11 protein-coding genes and 1 pseudogene are annotated in these 15732 nt (G+C 53.8%); 4 read left to right on the plus strand and 8 right to left on the minus strand.

Annotated elements, in window-relative coordinates; translation table 11 throughout:
* Positions 1-11: 11 nt before the first annotated feature.
* Positions 12-830, minus strand: coding sequence for an alkaline phytoceramidase (locus AC52W5_RS06285; protein WP_495670380.1), 819 nt, complete (start codon positions 828-830; stop codon positions 12-14).
* Positions 831-1005: 175 nt separating this feature from the next.
* On the opposite strand from AC52W5_RS06285, the gene AC52W5_RS06290 reads away from it, so the two are divergent.
* On the plus strand, positions 1006-1551 hold the full coding sequence (locus AC52W5_RS06290) for a peroxiredoxin (protein WP_074972781.1): 546 nt from the start codon (positions 1006-1008) through the stop codon (positions 1549-1551).
* Positions 1552-1659: 108 nt separating this feature from the next.
* On the opposite strand, the pseudogene AC52W5_RS06295 reads toward AC52W5_RS06290, so the two are convergent.
* The 5 genes and pseudogenes from AC52W5_RS06295 to AC52W5_RS06315 all read right to left on the minus strand — a co-directional run.
* Positions 1660-2097 (minus strand): annotated as a pseudogene (locus AC52W5_RS06295) (hypothetical protein); the annotation flags it as partial.
* Complete coding sequence (locus tag AC52W5_RS06300) at positions 2096-3418, minus strand: tetratricopeptide repeat protein (RefSeq protein WP_495670381.1); 1323 nt, start codon at positions 3416-3418, stop codon at positions 2096-2098. The pseudogene AC52W5_RS06295 and the gene AC52W5_RS06300, both read right to left, overlap by 2 nt.
* 250 nt (positions 3419-3668) lie before the next feature.
* Positions 3669-5027: a DNA repair protein RadA gene (gene radA, locus AC52W5_RS06305; protein ID WP_495670382.1), complete on the minus strand. Its 1359-nt coding sequence runs from the start codon at positions 5025-5027 to the stop codon at positions 3669-3671.
* 125 nt (positions 5028-5152) lie between these two features.
* Positions 5153-6487 carry an FMN-binding glutamate synthase family protein gene (locus AC52W5_RS06310; RefSeq protein ID WP_495670383.1) on the minus strand — a complete coding sequence of 445 codons (1335 nt, stop codon included), beginning with the start codon at positions 6485-6487 and terminating at the stop codon, positions 5153-5155.
* An 11-nt stretch (positions 6488-6498) separates the two neighbouring features.
* On the minus strand, positions 6499-8214 hold the full coding sequence (locus tag AC52W5_RS06315; RefSeq protein ID WP_143104264.1) for a hypothetical protein: 1716 nt from the start codon (positions 8212-8214) through the stop codon (positions 6499-6501).
* A gap of 635 nt (positions 8215-8849) precedes the next feature.
* On the opposite strand from AC52W5_RS06315, the gene AC52W5_RS06320 reads away from it, so the two are divergent.
* Positions 8850-10514, plus strand: a complete 1665-nt coding sequence (locus tag AC52W5_RS06320) for an MFS transporter (RefSeq protein ID WP_495670384.1) — start codon at positions 8850-8852, stop codon at positions 10512-10514.
* A 68-nt stretch (positions 10515-10582) separates the two neighbouring features.
* Positions 10583-11281, plus strand: a complete 699-nt coding sequence (locus tag AC52W5_RS06325; RefSeq protein ID WP_495670385.1) for a pirin family protein — start codon at positions 10583-10585, stop codon at positions 11279-11281.
* A gap of 160 nt (positions 11282-11441) precedes the next feature.
* Here AC52W5_RS06325 and tilS read toward each other — a convergent pair whose 3' ends face one another.
* Positions 11442-12878: a tRNA lysidine(34) synthetase TilS gene (tilS, locus tag AC52W5_RS06330; RefSeq protein ID WP_495670386.1), complete on the minus strand. Its 1437-nt coding sequence runs from the start codon at positions 12876-12878 to the stop codon at positions 11442-11444.
* Positions 12847-13815: an acetyl-CoA carboxylase carboxyltransferase subunit alpha gene (locus AC52W5_RS06335; protein ID WP_495670387.1), complete on the minus strand. Its 969-nt coding sequence runs from the start codon at positions 13813-13815 to the stop codon at positions 12847-12849. Before AC52W5_RS06335 ends, tilS begins: the two co-directional genes overlap by 32 nt.
* Positions 13816-14020: 205 nt before the next feature.
* Between AC52W5_RS06335 and AC52W5_RS06340 the strand changes: the two genes are divergently transcribed.
* Positions 14021-15694 (plus strand): ABC-F family ATPase, encoded by a 1674-nt coding sequence (locus tag AC52W5_RS06340; RefSeq protein WP_074972797.1) that lies wholly within the window; start codon positions 14021-14023, stop codon positions 15692-15694.
* Positions 15695-15732 lie beyond the last annotated feature (38 nt).

Here is a 15732-nt window from a genome sequence, read left to right on the forward strand (position 1 = left end):
TCGTCACATCGTCAGGGAAGGCCGGAAGAACAAGGCGCTGCTTCCTCCATTGTTCCCTGCAAAGGTTCACGTTTCCTCAGCATGCGTAAAATCCAGTAGATAGCACAAGCAGCAAGCAGATGCTTTACGCTGTGTCCACTGATTGCGTGTCCGAGAGCATAAATCGGCCGGTCTGCGAATTCCGCAACTTTGCCAAGGGCATAAAACCCGAGCGCAGCGTAGATGTCTCCTCCCCGGGTATAACGCGAGCGGAAGAAAACACCAAGGAGAATGATGACCAGCAACGAATAGAACTGCACAACTACGTAAAAGTTCAGATTGCCCGCTCCGCGCTGTTCGCTCCAATACCAGTTCAGTACGGTACCCGCGCCGATCGCAATCAGGACAGGCAAAAGGGGTGTCCCTGCTTTTGGACCGACCCGGTCGTTGAGCGTTGCTGCCAGCAGCGCCATGATGCCGATTGCAATGGGTAATCGGTCCCATATCAGGCGATCGTTGGCAGGAGCCAGATGGTAGTAGGCTGAACCGAAGCATACCAGCGCCACGTTCAGGAACAAAATCACGAAAGGCCAGCGTTCGGATGGCAGGGTAAAGGCCTTGGCGGCAAGTGAGCTTCGGGAGGACAGCAAAAATACCAGCCCTGCGACTCCCACGAAGAGAAAGGCGAGATTGGAGATTACGTTAAAACAGTTTGGAATGCCGAAACAGTCACGGCTATCAGCGAAATGGTGGTATGACGGGGGCTGCGGAATGGGTGGAACAATTGCGGCAAGCAACAACATGCCAACTGAAAGTATAGCCAGTATCCATAATTTGAATTTATTACTCAATTACTCGTCCAAACTCAACTGAAGGTCTTTGCATGCAAATAAGGAAGTGAACCATAATAGGGTGCATGCAACATGAAAAGAGAAGACCTGGTATGAGAACAAGTGTTTCAACCCGCACGCAAAAACATCGTGCGATGCCGATTTGCCAGATCGATTTGAATATCAAGGAGAAATCATGAAAGTGCTGGGAGTACTTGCAACGTTAGTAACTCTTATTATGACTTTTGGAAGTCGTGGCGCCCTTGCCGAACCTCTTAAGGTGGGCGAGACAGCGCCGGATTTTAATCTTCCCGATCAAAATGGCAAAAACCACAAGCTCTCGGATTACCACGGCAAATGGCTGGCATTGTATTTCTATGTCAAGGACGATACACCCGGGTGCACCAAGCAGGCATGTAAATTCCGTGATGACATTCACCAATTGAGGGATCTGGGCGCGGAAGTTATCGGTGTAAGCGTGGACGACAGTGCAAGCCATGCAAACTTTGCCAAAAAGTATGATATTCCCTTTCCGCTTTTAGCAGATAGCAAAGGCGAGACTGCCAAGCGTTACGATTCGATATGGAGCATCATCGGTCTGGCCAAACGCAATACCTACCTCATTGATCCGGAAGGCAGGATCGCTAAAATTTATTTAGCAGCCAGCGCTTCGCGCAATTCTGTTGAAATAATCGAGGACTTGAAAAGAATGAAGGATTCCCAGTTGCATGTCAAAGATTGAAGTGAATCTCGAAATGTGAAACCTTCTCTAATCCACAAGTAACGGACACAAATTGCCGACTGGAAGTCTCGGCAGGGCTCTCCATTTGGCCACGAAGACCTTTTATCTCTACAGCATCAGACTCTGGGGTTTTACTTGTTTATAGAGATGACAGGCTGCCCTGCAGCAGTCGTTGTAAGTAGTCGTCCCTGAACAATTTGATTTTTGGGAACAAGCTGCTATAAGCTGGTTCCCAGGTCGGTCATCATTCGCTGTTTGCGCCTGCAGCCGAACGAGAATCAGGTCAAGAAGAAGCCGCAGCTTCCTCAGAATCATGCGCAGGTTGTGCCCACAACCCCAGAGCAAGGCATGGAAGGCGTCGCCCAGGTCCACGAACACTTCCTTCGACTGCCGTTTTGTCAGGTTTTTCACTTGTTCCAGGGCCGCATGCAGCATATGTCCATCATAGGGATTACCCGGCAGGCTCTGCATGCCAACCACCAGTCCTTCCTTATGAGTTGTGGCCACCGACACTTTCACCCCAAACTCATAAGGCCGACACACCTTAATGTCTGGTTGTTTGAATATTTGCTGCTCGTTTTTCCAGCTCTTCAGCTTTGCTGATCCGGTTTGTTGCTCTATAGAATTCTGCGAGGTTGTTGAGACCTAAGACCATATCGGGATGATCAGGGCCAAGGGTTTTCTCCCAGATTTCCAGCGAGCGCTTATACAGCGACTCGGCTTGCTCATACTGTCCTTGGGCATCGAACAGCACCGCAATATTGTGGAGGTTTTTAGCCACATCGGGATGATCAGGGCCGAGGGCCTTCTCCCAGATTTCCAGGGCTCGCTTAAAGAGCGGCTCAGCCTGTGCGTATTGCCCTTGAGAAGAGTATAGCAACGCGAGGTTGTTGAGGCTTTGAGCCACATTGGAATGATCGGGACCGAGAGCCTTCTCCGAGATTTTCAGCGCTCGCTTAAGGAGCGGCTCAGCCTGCGCATCCTGCCCTTGGGTGCGATACAGCTCTGCAAGGTTGTTGAGGCTTGTGGCCACATTAGGATGATCAAGGCCAAGTGCTTTCTCCCAGATCTCCAGCGACCGCTTATAGAGCGGCTCGGTCAGCGCATACTGCCCCTGGGCGCGATACAGCTCTGCGAGGTTGTTGAGATTTGTGGCCACATTGGGATGATCGGAACCGAGAGCCTTCTCCGAGATTTTCAGCGCTCGCCTAAGGAGCGGCTCAGCCTGCGCATACTGTCCCTGGGCGCGATACAGCTCTGCGAGGTTGTTGAGGCTTGTGGCCACATTGGGATGATCAAGGCCAAGTGCTTTCTCCCAGATCTCCAGCGAGCGCTTATAGAGCGGCTCAGCCTGCGCATACTGCCCTTGGGCATGATACAGTGCCGCGAGATTATTGAGACTTGTTGCCACATCTGGGTGGTCCGGCCCGAGAGCCTTTTCCCTGCTAACCAAGGATCTCTTGAAGAGCGACTCAGCTAGCACGTACTGACCTTGGGCATGATACAGTGCCGCGAGATTATCCACTCCTTTAGCCACATTGGGCTGATCGCGGTCCAAGATCTTCTCCATGAGCGACAGCGATCGCTTAAGGAGCGGCTCAGCCAGCGCGTACTGACCTTGGGCGCGATACAGTTCTGCAAGGTTGTTGAGGCTTACGGCAACAGCGGGATGATCAGCCCCAAATCCTTTCTCTGCCATTGCTAACGCGTTTTTGGCGACTATTGTCGCCTGGTCGTACTGCCCCTTCTGGAAAAGCAACTTTACTTTGTTATTGAGTATTTCCCATTCTTTCGCCTGCCCGCTTACGACAGCGCTAAATCCCATAAACAGAAGAAAAAGAATTACAGGTGTTTTAACGAATATCATTTATGTGTCACAGGTAGGTTATGGGAGTGAAAGGGGCAAATCGATTTTCCGCGATTCGCTGGGATTATTGATTTTCTCACGGCTGTAAGCGCAATGCTTAAGTTGCAACCTGGAGCAATGGTGGCGAGCGGTTCTTCCATGCTCTGTTCGAGCAGGTTCGTACCAACTTGTGCGCGAAGTTCAGGAGCTAACCGTCTACACCGCCTCGCAATCCACAATAGATATGGAACTAATCAAGACCTTCGTATTACTATCGCGTTCCTGCAACCGCCTCCTCCACTCGTTCCACCGCAATGATTTCGATGCCGGAAGGCGCTGCTTTCGGTTTGTTGGCCTTGGGTACGATAGCCTTCACAAAACCCAGCTTGGCGGCTTCTCTCAATCTTTCCAGGCCACGCTGGACGGGCCGCACTTCTCCCGCCAGACCCACTTCCCCAAACACCACCGTTTTTTCCGGCAGCGGCCGATTCTTGAGCGAGGAAACGATTGCCAGCAATACCGCCAGATCGGCACCTGGTTCGGTAATTTTTACGCCCCCCACCGCGTTCACGAACACATCCTGATCGAAGCAGGCGATGCCTGCGTGGCGGTGCAAAACCGCCAGCAGCATGGCCAGCCTGTTCTGCTCCAGTCCAACGCTCAACCTTCTCGCGTTAGGCGAGTGCGCTTCATCCACCAGGGCCTGGATTTCAACGAGAAGCGGTCGGGTACCTTCCTGTGTCACCATGATGCAGGAGCCCGGGACCTGCCCGCCATGATGAGAAAGAAACAGGGCCGAAGGGTTGCTCACCTCCCGCAAACCCTTTTCAGTCATCGCAAAAACGCCTAGTTCATTCACTGCGCCAAACCGGTTCTTGAAGGCGCGGATCAGGCGAAAACTCGAATGCGTGTCGCCTTCGAAATAGAGCACCGTATCCACCATGTGCTCCAGTACGCGCGGCCCGGCCAATGCGCCCTCCTTCGTCACATGGCCCACCAGAATCATGCTGGTACCGCTGGCCTTGGCGAGCCGGGTCAATTGTGCGGCACACTCGCGTACCTGGGCGACAGAACCGGGTGCGGATTGCAGTGCGTCGGAATAAACTGTCTGGATGGAATCGATGACGGCCACATCAGGCTTGCGTTCGGCCAGCACTTCCTGGATCCGCTCCAGGCGAATTTCAGCCAGCAAATGCAACGCCTTTGCATCGACCCCCATCCGTTTTGCGCGCATCGCCACCTGTCTGGCCGACTCTTCACCGCTCACGTACAATACGTTTCTTGCGAGCGGCAGCAAAGACATATTGCATAACGCCTGGAGCAACAGCGTGGATTTGCCGATGCCCGGGTCGCCGCCCAGCAATACCACGCCACCCTGCACGAGGCCCCCGCCGAGCACCCGGTCAAACTCGATCAAACCTGTGGAATAACGCTGGTCTTCTTCCGCTTCCACTTCGCTCAAGCTCTGAACTTCCCTGCTTTCCGAGACGGGAGTGAATCGCGCTGCCACCTTTTCGCTCACCGCCTCGACCAGCGTGTTCCATGCCTGACAATGCGGGCACTGGCCCTGCCACTTCAAGGTCTGGCCGCCGCATTCGGTGCAGGAATAAGTGGATTTGGATTTAGCCATGTGTGAGGAACCGGAATTCGTTATTGCCCTGACAGCTCGATCATGGAAGTAATATATTTCATTTCCACGACCACGTCATAGATATATCGAGCAGACGGCGGATTCCGTCCAGCGCAAGGATTGCATCAGTTCCAACGATCAGAGATTTGAGGATTGACGCCGGCATAGGGAATTCCAGCCAATCTGGACATTTCGGCTTTCCAGGTGCAAATATCATCCCGGCTAAATTCCCGCAGGGAATGGTGGCCGCAGGCTCTTGTCATGATCTTCATCAGGTGCATGCTGCCGGTGAAAAACAGCGCCAGATCACGCGCCCTGGCGTCGATATCGATCTTGTTGACCAGGTGCTGGGCATGAGTTGCTATGCCGGCCGGGCAATCGCCGGAGTAGCAGATACGCGCACCGGTACAGCCAATTGCCTGCAGCGCACTGTTGGCCAGCGCGATTCCGTCGGCCCCCAAGGCTAACGCCTTGATGAAATCAGAGGGAATGCGCAAACCACCGGCAATGATCAGGGTCACGCTATTCTTTGTACCTTTTCCATGGCCGGCGGCGTCTAGAAATTTTCTCGCCCGCGCCAACGCGGCGATCGTTGGCACTGAAATATGATCCCGGAAAATCGCCGGCGCAGCGCCGGTACTGCCCCCTCGTCCGTCGAGAATGATGTAATCGGCCCCGGCATCGAGCGCGAAGCGCATGTCATCCTCGATATGGTTTGCGCTTATCTTGAAACCAATCGGAATGCCGCCCATCTGATCGCGAATCTGATCGGCAAAATCAGCAAAATCGCGGGGTGTGTGGAAATCGGCAAAGGTGGATGGGGAAATCGCATCCTTGCCGACTTCAATCCGGCGTGCCTTGGCAATCTCCTCCGTGACCTTGCCTCCCGGCAAATGCCCGCCGGTGCCGGTCTTGGCCGCCTGCCCGCCCTTGAAGTGAAACGCCTTGACTTTGCCTTTAAAATCCTTCGCGAACTGACTCAAGTCGTTGTTTTTCTTCAGGCCGTTGCGCGCGCTGCCCAGTTCGAACATATAGCTCTGGTTCAGCTCGATTTCATCCCCCAGAATGCCGCCCTCACCTGAACAGATCGCGGTACCGGCCAGCTCAGCGCCCTTTGACAATGCCTGCTTGGCCCTTTTCGACAGCGCGCCATAACTCATATCCCCGACCAGCAGCGGGATATCCAGAACCAGGGGTTTTTGGGCATGCGGACCGATCACTAGCTGAGTATCCACCGGCGCATCATCCATTAATGGTTTTTTATGGAGTTGCGCTGTCAGAATCTGGATATCGTTCCATTTGGGCAGCGTATCCTTCGGCACCCCCATGGATACCACCGGTCCGTGATGGATTTCATCGGGATGGTCGATAAGCTGTCGTCCCAGCTCGATCATCTGCAAAATGTCGAACCGCGTGTTTTCGATGCTGGCCGCTATGCTCTTCTTCAATTCCTCGTTCATTATTGCATCCTTTAATTATTTGCTTTGCGCAGATAGTCGGACAGGACATTTAACACCGAACCTGGCAGTTGCCCGCTGGGGGGCATCGGATTGATCGGTTCGTGCATGCGGCCTATGATTTTGTCGACCAGATCGCGGTGCTTGAAATCAGCTTCGGTCATTAAAACCGGCTTGGCCATTTCCGGTGTATGGCAATAGCTGCAATGTTCCTGCAAATATTTGAACGGTTCCTTTTTGACCCGCTCCATCGTCCAGTGATCGTCCCATTGGCAATTTCCCGGCTGCCGGTCGCAATCATTGATCTTTTGCAAGGCCATCCGATAGTGTCCGAGCGATAGTTTTTCCCGTAATTCGTTCTCCTCCTTGATCGATTTGGCGCTGACCCTGATCGGCAGGATGCCTTCGCTCTTTATCTTTTTATCGTGCGCGCTATCGCTGCGCTGAGTCTCGGAAACATTCGACAAAAACAAACGAGCACGCCAGTTTTCGCCAACCGCGGGATGAAATTTTTCGTCCTTCAGGCTATGGACGGAAAACAGGGAATTAACAAAAGTGGCGTAGACACCATTTCCAAGTGCATGGCATTGCGCGCACGCTTTCGCCTCGGGGCTGACCAGACGCTTGGGCTTTTCCCAGGGATACTGCATCAGGTCTTCATAATATTTATCTTTTTTGTCGGCTTCGCTCATCGCCAGTAAAAATTTGTTGAGCGTACCGTCTCCATCAAAAGGAGAAACCACCGAGTACAGCATTCCCGACCGGCGGTTTGGTTTCAGAACCCTGCACTGATATTTGATGCGGTCGCCACGCGCATAGGTTTGTTCGAGATATTTGCCGCAAGCCTCGTTGCTGGAAAAACTTCTGACACAGCTGGCAGAGCTGCCGGCAACCAGGCAGACCGGCTCATTGAATGGGTAGCGAATGAACGGACCGTTGGAGTGACAACGGGTGCAGCCGCCAAGAGTCGGCACCGACCAGTGGATCACCATTTTTTCAACGAATTTACTGAAGCCTGGCGCAGGAATCTTTTCCCCCGGAATCAGGGCAACATCCGCTTCCGTTCTGATGGTTTCGACCGGCTCACCTTCATTGTTTTTCTCGATGACCGTCCACTTCCCATTGACCTTGAGGGTTTGCGTCGGTTGTCCGGCAAAATAGCAGGTTTTACCCGTATGCCGGTTGTAGCCGATCAGTCCCAGTTCATTGTAATGATCCCCCTGCTTCGAAAAATTGCTATTTTTCCGGCATATGTAGACCCAATCGACGGTTTGTCCGCCCTTGATCTGATTTGTCAGGTGTTTGATGCGATTGCCGGGGATACAGCCAGCATTACGCATGTCCCGAAAAATGCCGCTGGGCTTGTCGCAGGAGGTGATGTCATCGAATAACCGGGTATCGGCATTCAACTTGAGCTGCCCGGTTTCGGAATTGCGGAACCGGGGGGTGCTCTCCGGCAAATCATCACCAAGCTCGATCACTTTGCCGCCGGCAAGCGTGTGCTCCGTCGGAATCAGCACTGCATCCGGACAGTGGATGGTTTCCTGAGGAAATGGTCCCAGCTCTGCTTCACAAACCTCGAAATATTTCTTGTTGATCTCAATTCTGACCTTGGATGGTGCAGCCACCGGCGTCATGTCAGGCTCATCCTCATAGGCTTGTTGCGCAAGGAGCTCTGAGGCAAACGCAAGAAGCAGGAGAAAAAAGCTGGATAAAATCTTTTGCTGCATCACAATCTCCATCGATCTATCAATTAAACAAACTTATTATTCAGGCTGAAGTACATAGATGCTCCTGTCTGCGTGACCGTATGGAATAATCCGGGTAACATTTTTTCGCGCACTATTGCTGTCATCTTCAAGCGACCTGCCTGCTCAGCAATTATCCGGCTGTTGCCTGTTTTCCATTTTCTGGAAAAGATATGTCTATATCACGTTGTTCCATTCTTCCTCCGGGGTTTTGAGAAGGCTGTCTGGTTAAAGTAAAACAGATTCGGCAGCCTTTGCCGCGAGTTGTTGATAGCACCTTTCTTTGGCCTCGGCGGGTTGCTTGTCATCGATGGATTCAAGCAACTGCTGATGATTGAACCAGGATACCCATTTCAGGGTGCGAGAAACCGTAATCCGTTACCGCCCGTGATCTCAAAAAATGCGCCTGGAATACAACTTGATTTAAGAACAATATGACTATATATAAAATACAAAAACTATACGATGAGAGTTCTTCCTTCGGGAGGAGTCAGGGCAGGCCGGAAGAGTGCGCAGCCCTGCCGCCCGCGCTAATCTTCAAGCTGCGAGAAGCCGATACAATCCGGTAACTGACGCGAGCTTCCTCTAAAAAGCGCCTCCCCTAAAAACCGGATTTCATGATGAACAAAAATGCGGGTGAGGCTGTCTCGGGCAATTCGCATGCGGGCATATACGGCCCGCTCAAGGTACCGCTGTTTCGTGCTTTCTGGTTCGCCGCACTCGCATCCAACATCGGCACCTGGATAAACGGAGTTTCCTCAGCCTGGGTAATGACTGATCTCTCTCCTTCACCGGTGATGGTGTCTCTGGTGCAGGCGGCCACTTCGTTACCCATGGTACTGTTCGCGCTGGCCGCGGGTGCGCTGACCGATATCGTAGACCGGCGACGTTACCTGCTCTTCACGCAAATATGGATGGCGCTTGCCGCGACAATGCTCGCCGTGCTTGCTGCTACCGATCAGATCGATATCTGGAACCTGTTGATTCTGACCTTCGCTCTCGGCATTGGCGCCTCACTGGCGACCCCTGCGCTGAACGTCACTGCCCCCGAGCTCGTTCCCCGGAATATGCTGCCGGAAGCGGTCGCATTGAGTTCGTTGTCAATGAATCTGTCGCGTTCCCTCGGACCTGCCATTGCCGGCGTGTTGCTGGCCCAGATCGGCGCATGGGCCGCTTATAGCCTGAATGCACTCTCATTTATAGGCATGATTGCCGTGCTGTGGCGGTGGAAACGTGAACCGGAAGAACGATCATTGCCGCCTGAACGCTTCTTTCAGGCGTTGCGCGCCGGCGTACGCTATGCACATATAGCGTCGCCTTTCCGTGCGGTGCTGATTCGCACGACGGCTTTTATTCTCTTCGCAGCCTCGGGATGGGCATTGCTTCCGCTGATTGCACGAGTCGAATTGGGCGGGGGGCCCGGGACTTATGGGCTCTTGCTCTCCTTCGTCGGTATTGGGGCGGTTTGCAGTCTCCTTGTTCTGCCCCGGCTACATGAGCTTGTCTCCCGCGATCGCCTAGTACTAGTGGCAAGCCTGATTTATGCGGCAACGATCATGGCGCTGGCAACGCTGCAGAGCGAAGAGATGCTTTACGCCGTCATGACGCTTTCCGGCGCAGCATGGGTTGGCGTGCTCTGGTCGCTGCAGGTTACCGCACAGACCGCTGTTCCTGCATGGGTTCGGGGACGCGCACTGTCTCTCTATATCATGGTTTTCTCTGCAGGCCTGGCATTGGGAAGCCTGTTTTGGGGCTGGGTTGCTGCCAGCACTACCGTTCCCACCGCGCTCCTGCTATCCTCGGCCGCGACTATGGTGGCAGCGCTGGCTGTTCGCAATTTCAGCCTGGGCTCCCGAGAGGCCCCGGATCTTGCCCCTTCATACCATTGGCGACCACATCCTCCAGCAATGGAAGAACCTGACCTGCGCCGGGGACCCGTGCTGGTCACTGTCGAATATGAGATTGCGCTGGATCAGCGGCGAGCCTTCCTAGAAGCAATCCGCTCCCTGGGGGCATCGCGCCGGCGCGATGGGGCGTTTGCCTGGGGAGTCTTTGAGGACCTCGAGAAGCCGGGGCGTTATATCGAATTCTTCCAGCAGGCCTCCTGGCTGGATCATTTACGCCAGCATGCACGCGTTACCCGCGAGGACCAGCGTGTGCAGGAAAACGTCAACCGCTTTCATACAGGTAGGGAAGCACCGCAAGTTTCGCATTTCATCGGCGGCGCGCCGATAGCGTCAACCGACAGTACCGCGGCGACGGGGGGCATGACTCAAGCATAAAGAGGAAGCTGCCGCAAATCGCCGAACTTAATAACCCCTTTTTCCGCCTCACTGAAAGGAGCATTTAAATGATCCAACTACGCCGCGCTCATGAGCGGGGCCATGCCGACCACGGCTGGCTGAATTCCTGGCACAGCTTTTCTTTCGCGGACTATTACGATCCTGAGCACACGCAGTTTCGTTCATTGCGGGTGATCAATGATGACACTGTCCAGCCGGGGCAGGGTTTTGGCACGCATGGGCACCGCGATATGGAGATTGTCAGCTATGTGCTGGAAGGCGCGCTGGCACATAAAGACAGTACCGGGGGCGGTTCAGTGATCCGCCCCGGCAGCGTGCAGCGCATGAGTGCAGGAACTGGCGTGCGGCACAGCGAATTCAACGCTTCGCAGAGCGAAAAAGTTCATTTCCTGCAAATCTGGTTCCTGCCCAACAAGACCGATATTCCGCCCGGCTATGAGGAGAAATACTTTGATGAAGCGGAAAAGCGCGGGAAGCTACGCCTGGTTGCCTCGCCGGATGGCGCCAATGGTTCTGTAAAAATACAGACCGATGCAAAGATGTTCGCTGGACTGGTGAATGGGGGCGAGCGAATTGAACACAGTATTGGCTCAGGTGATGATGTTTACGTCCACATTGCGCGCGGCCATGTATCACTGAATGGCCATCCGCTTGAAGCGGGAGATGCCGCCATGCTTACCAATGAAGACCGTCTGGTTCTCGATCAGGGTCAAAAGGCGGAAGTGCTGGTGTTTGAATTGTGGTAAGGAGCGTTCTGACAGGGAAATCAGTGTATCCGATAGGTAGCCAGTGCCGGAGGAAGAAACAGCAGCAATGAACCCCGGAGGAGCTTCAGGCAGAATGGGTGAGTCAACGAAATAGATTCCGGGTCAAGCCCGGAATGACGAATTTGTGGAAACTCTTTCATCAGGCTGAATGAGGAATCTCGCGTCCTCCCCATGGAGAGCCTGGATTTGCCTGCCACTCCACCACGAGCCCCTGTTCGTCGCCCGCTGCCTGAAAGTCGCAGTCTACGCCAATTCCCGGCACGCAGACCAGCTGCTCTCCGCTGAATATCAACGGTAGCCTTTGCCGTTGCCAGGGTGGAAGCGATGCTTCCCGTAGGAGGTTTTTAAGGCTGCGGCGCGGACGATTGCAGTCTGGACGCAGGCGTTCCCCGCCCTGGCGCAGACGGATCGTTATGGACTGCTCGTTGATCTTTTGCAAACCAATCCCTGCGCCTATACAACGTGTAAACCGGAGGGTTCCACTAAATTCAGGAGTGGGAAGGCATTCTTCTCCCTGCCAGACCAAATGCCAGCGAGTCTCGGGAATCGCTTGGACTTTTCGTATATGTACCCGACTTCTGAAGCACCGGATTTCTGTATTCCCGAAAATGACATGCAGTTTTGTATCGGGGCACGAGGAGAGCAGTTGCCGCAGAATTTCTTCGAGCTTTACCGTACTGGGCAGTATGACGCCATGCTGTGCCAGCGTGTAGCGCAGCAGGTTCCGGGCACGCGGAAAACCCAGTTTCCGTAAGTCTTCGACATGGAGCTTTCCGGGCACTGCACATTGCGCGCTATCGACTTCAGCCAATTCATCCAGTAAAACCGATGCCTCTGCCATATGGCGGCTGGCGCGCAGGAAAGTCGTACGATAAGCGGGGAAGCGCGTCTCCAGGAGCGGAAAAAGTGCGTGGCGCAGAAAATTCCGATCAAAAGATACCTCGTCGTTACTTTCATCGGTAATCCACTGCAAAGCATGCTCTCTCGCATAGTCTTCGATTTCCCGCCGCGAAACATCGAGCAGAGGCCGAAGCAGCTTCGGGCGGCGCTCAAGTGCAGGGACGGGGTCTGTCGAGACTTGCTCGTCCATTTCTTTTCGCACGGTTCTCACAACCGGCATCGCGCTCAGACCCTTTACCCCTGCACCACGCAGCAATTGCAGCAGCAGCGTTTCTGCCTGGTCGTCCAGATGCTGGGCCAGCACCACATAATCGGTTTGGAGATTTCGAAAGATGCGATAGCGTTCTTCACGCGCCGCAGCTTCCAGACTGATTCCTGGCTCGCGCATGACTTTTACTCTGGCAATTTCAAGGGGGATGTTTCGGGACTGGCACAGATTTCGGCAGAATTCACTCCATTTGTCTGCATTGGGGCTGATGCCGTGGTTGACATGAACGGCGGAGAGCGGGAGCTGCATTTGCGAGGCAAGCGGGACTAGCAGGTGCAGCAACACTGCCGAATCCACTCCCCCGCTCAATGCAACGGTCAGATGATCGCCGGTTTGGACCTGCGTACGCAATACATGCTGCGCCCTGCGTGAGATATTATCTGACTTTGACTTCCTTGAACTTGCCATATCCCATCAGCCGCTCAAAGCGTTTCTCCAGCAACGTTTCGATGGAATAGTCCTGCAGGAGCTTGAGCGAGTCCTGCAAGGCTTTCCTTACGGCTTGCATGGTTGCGGGATGATCACGATGCGCACCTCCGGAGGGCTCGCTGATGATCATGTCTATCAGCTCCAGGCTTTTGAGGCGATGCGCCGTGATCCCCATGATCTCGGCAGCTTCAGGTGCCTTGTCAGCGCTTTTCCAAAGGATGGAGGCACAGCCTTCGGGAGAAATAACGGAATAGGTTGCATATTGCAGCATCTGGATTGCGTCGCCCACTGCCACCGCCAGTGCGCCGCCAGATCCGCCCTCCCCGATAACGGTGCAGATCACGGGCACTTTCAACTCCGCCATTACATACAGGTTGTGTCCAATCGCTTCTGACTGGCCGCGTTCTTCCGCCCCAATGCCGGGATATGCGCCGGGCGTATCAATGAATGTGAACAGCGGGATGGCGAATTTTTCTGCCAGGCGCATCAGGCGCAGCGCCTTGCGATATCCCTCGGGCTTGGGCATGCCAAAATTGCGATGAATTTTTTCCTTGGTGTCACGCCCCTTCTGGTGGCCGATCACCATGACTGTCTGGCCGTTAAAACGCGCCAACCCGCCTATTATGGCATAGTCATCCGCAAAGCCACGGTCGCCGTGGAGTTCTTCGAAATCCGTGAAAAGATTCTGAATGTAATCGAGCGTATAGGGGCGCTGTGGATGGCGCGCGACTTGTGAAATCTGCCAGGGCGTGAGCTTCCCGTATATGCTGTTGGTGAGGGATTGGCTTTTCTTTTGCAGGCGCAGGATCTCGGCTGAAATATCGACCGCTGAGTCGTCCTGGGCAAAACGCAACTCTTCTATTTTCGCTTCAAGCTCAGCAATCGGCTGCTCGAAATCCAGAAATGTAATCTTCATAAAACACCGATTTAAGCCGAAACGGTAATGATACAGGATCAGGTGAAAACCGAGGAATCTCTCAATAAGCCGGGATGTCTGCGAGCCCTGTTTACGGGTTCCCTGTTTGCCCCTCCATGAGGATCATATTCCGTTTCTGCTGTAGGAAACGTATAATGGAGAGTTTTTTCCAGCCCCTTCCCGGGGACAGAGAGAGGAAAAGACGTTGATTACAACAGCCAATATCACCATGCAGTTTGGGGCAAAACCCCTTTTCGAGAATGTCTCGGTCAAGTTCGGCGATGGCAATCGCTATGGATTGATCGGCGCCAACGGGTGTGGGAAATCGACCTTCATGAAAATCCTGGGGAGCGATCTGGAGCCTACTTCCGGCAATGTCAGTGTAGATGCTGGTGAGCGCGTGGGAAAATTGCGCCAGGACCAGTTCGCTTTCGAAAATTGTCTCGTAATCGATACGGTGATGATGGGGCATGAAGAACTGTGGCGCGTAAAGGAAGAACGCGACGCAATTTATGCCGATCCCGATGCGACGGAAGATGACTACATGCGCGCCGCGGAACTGGAAGCGAGGTTCGCTGAACTGGATGGCTATTCCGCCGAAGCGCGTGCGGGAGAACTGCTACTCGGGGTGGGCATACCGCTGCCGCAACATCAGGGGCTGATGAGCGCTGTGGCGCCCGGCTTCAAACTGCGCATACTGCTTGCCCAGGCGTTGTTTGCCGATCCGGATATCCTGCTCCTGGACGAGCCCACCAATAATCTCGATATCAATACCATCCGCTGGCTTGAAGATGTCATCAACACCAGCAGGAGCACGATTGTCATCATTTCGCATGACCGGCATTTCCTGAACAGCGTATGTACCCATATGGCTGACCTGGATTATGGTGAAATCCGCATCTATCCGGGAAATTACGATGACTACATGCTCGCCTCTACCCAGGTGCGAGAGCGCATGCTGGCCGACAACGCGAAGAAAAAAGCCCAGATTGCTGAATTGCAGTCGTTCGTGAGCCGATTTTCCGCCAACGCCTCCAAAGCACGCCAAGCGACCAGCCGTGCCCGCCAGATCGAAAAAATAAAGCTGGAGGATGTGAAACCTTCAAGCCGACAATATCCATACATCCGCCTGGACATGGACGAGCGCGAGAAGCTGCACCGCCTGGCGGTATCGGTGCAAAGCATCACCAAAGGTTTTGCCGGAATGCAAAAACCGCTGTTCCAAAAATTCAGCATGAATGTGGAAGCGGGCGAAAAAATTGCGATTATCGGTCCGAACGGCATTGGCAAGACGACCTTGCTGCGTTGCCTTGCCGGTGATCTGTCGCCTGATGCGGGAGAAGTCAAATGGGCGGAGAAAGCGCGTCCTGGGTATTTTGCGCAGGATCATGCCGCGGACTTCGACAACGATGTATCGCTTACCGAATGGATGATGCAGTGGCGTGGTGAGCACGATGACGATCAGGCGGTACGGAGTGTGCTTGGCAGATTGCTGTTTTCGGGCGATGAAGTCAGAAAATCGGTGAACGTCATTTCCGGCGGAGAGGAAGGGCGTATGCTGTTTGGCAAGCTGATGCTGCAAAGAAACAATGTATTGCTGATGGACGAACCCACCAACCATCTCGACATGGAATCCATCGAATCGCTTAATGCAGCCTTGGAAAAATATACAGGCACACTGATTTTCGTTTCCCATGACCGCGAATTTGTGTCGTCTCTCGCAACACGCATCGTTGAAATGAAGCCGGAGGGAGTCGTCGATTTCAAGGGCAACTACGAGGACTATTTGCGGAGCCAGGGAATTTTTTCGGATGGCGTGAATTCGCGCGGGAATAGTTCTGCCTCGTCCAAGGAAAAGGCGCGCGCCTCATCCAGATGACAGGATGAGTTCTTCTCTCTGATGCTTAGCCGAGAGAC

It is taken from the genome of Nitrosospira sp. CT, assembly GCF_059489795.1.

Coding starts and splice junctions, on each gene's coding strand:
- radA (WP_495670382.1), bottom strand. CDS start 5,027: ATGGCTAAATCCAAATCCACTTATTCCTGCACCGAATGCGGCGGCCAG.
- AC52W5_RS06290 (WP_074972781.1), top strand. CDS start 1,006: ATGAAAGTGCTGGGAGTACTTGCAACGTTAGTAACTCTTATTATGACT.
- AC52W5_RS06315 (WP_143104264.1), bottom strand. CDS start 8,214: ATGCAGCAAAAGATTTTATCCAGCTTTTTTCTCCTGCTTCTTGCGTTT.
- AC52W5_RS06325 (WP_495670385.1), top strand. CDS start 10,583: ATGATCCAACTACGCCGCGCTCATGAGCGGGGCCATGCCGACCACGGC.
- AC52W5_RS06300 (WP_495670381.1), bottom strand. CDS start 3,418: ATGATATTCGTTAAAACACCTGTAATTCTTTTTCTTCTGTTTATGGGA.
- AC52W5_RS06310 (WP_495670383.1), bottom strand. CDS start 6,487: ATGAACGAGGAATTGAAGAAGAGCATAGCGGCCAGCATCGAAAACACG.
- AC52W5_RS06335 (WP_495670387.1), bottom strand. CDS start 13,815: ATGAAGATTACATTTCTGGATTTCGAGCAGCCGATTGCTGAGCTTGAA.
- AC52W5_RS06320 (WP_495670384.1), top strand. CDS start 8,850: ATGATGAACAAAAATGCGGGTGAGGCTGTCTCGGGCAATTCGCATGCG.
- tilS (WP_495670386.1), bottom strand. CDS start 12,878: ATGGCAAGTTCAAGGAAGTCAAAGTCAGATAATATCTCACGCAGGGCG.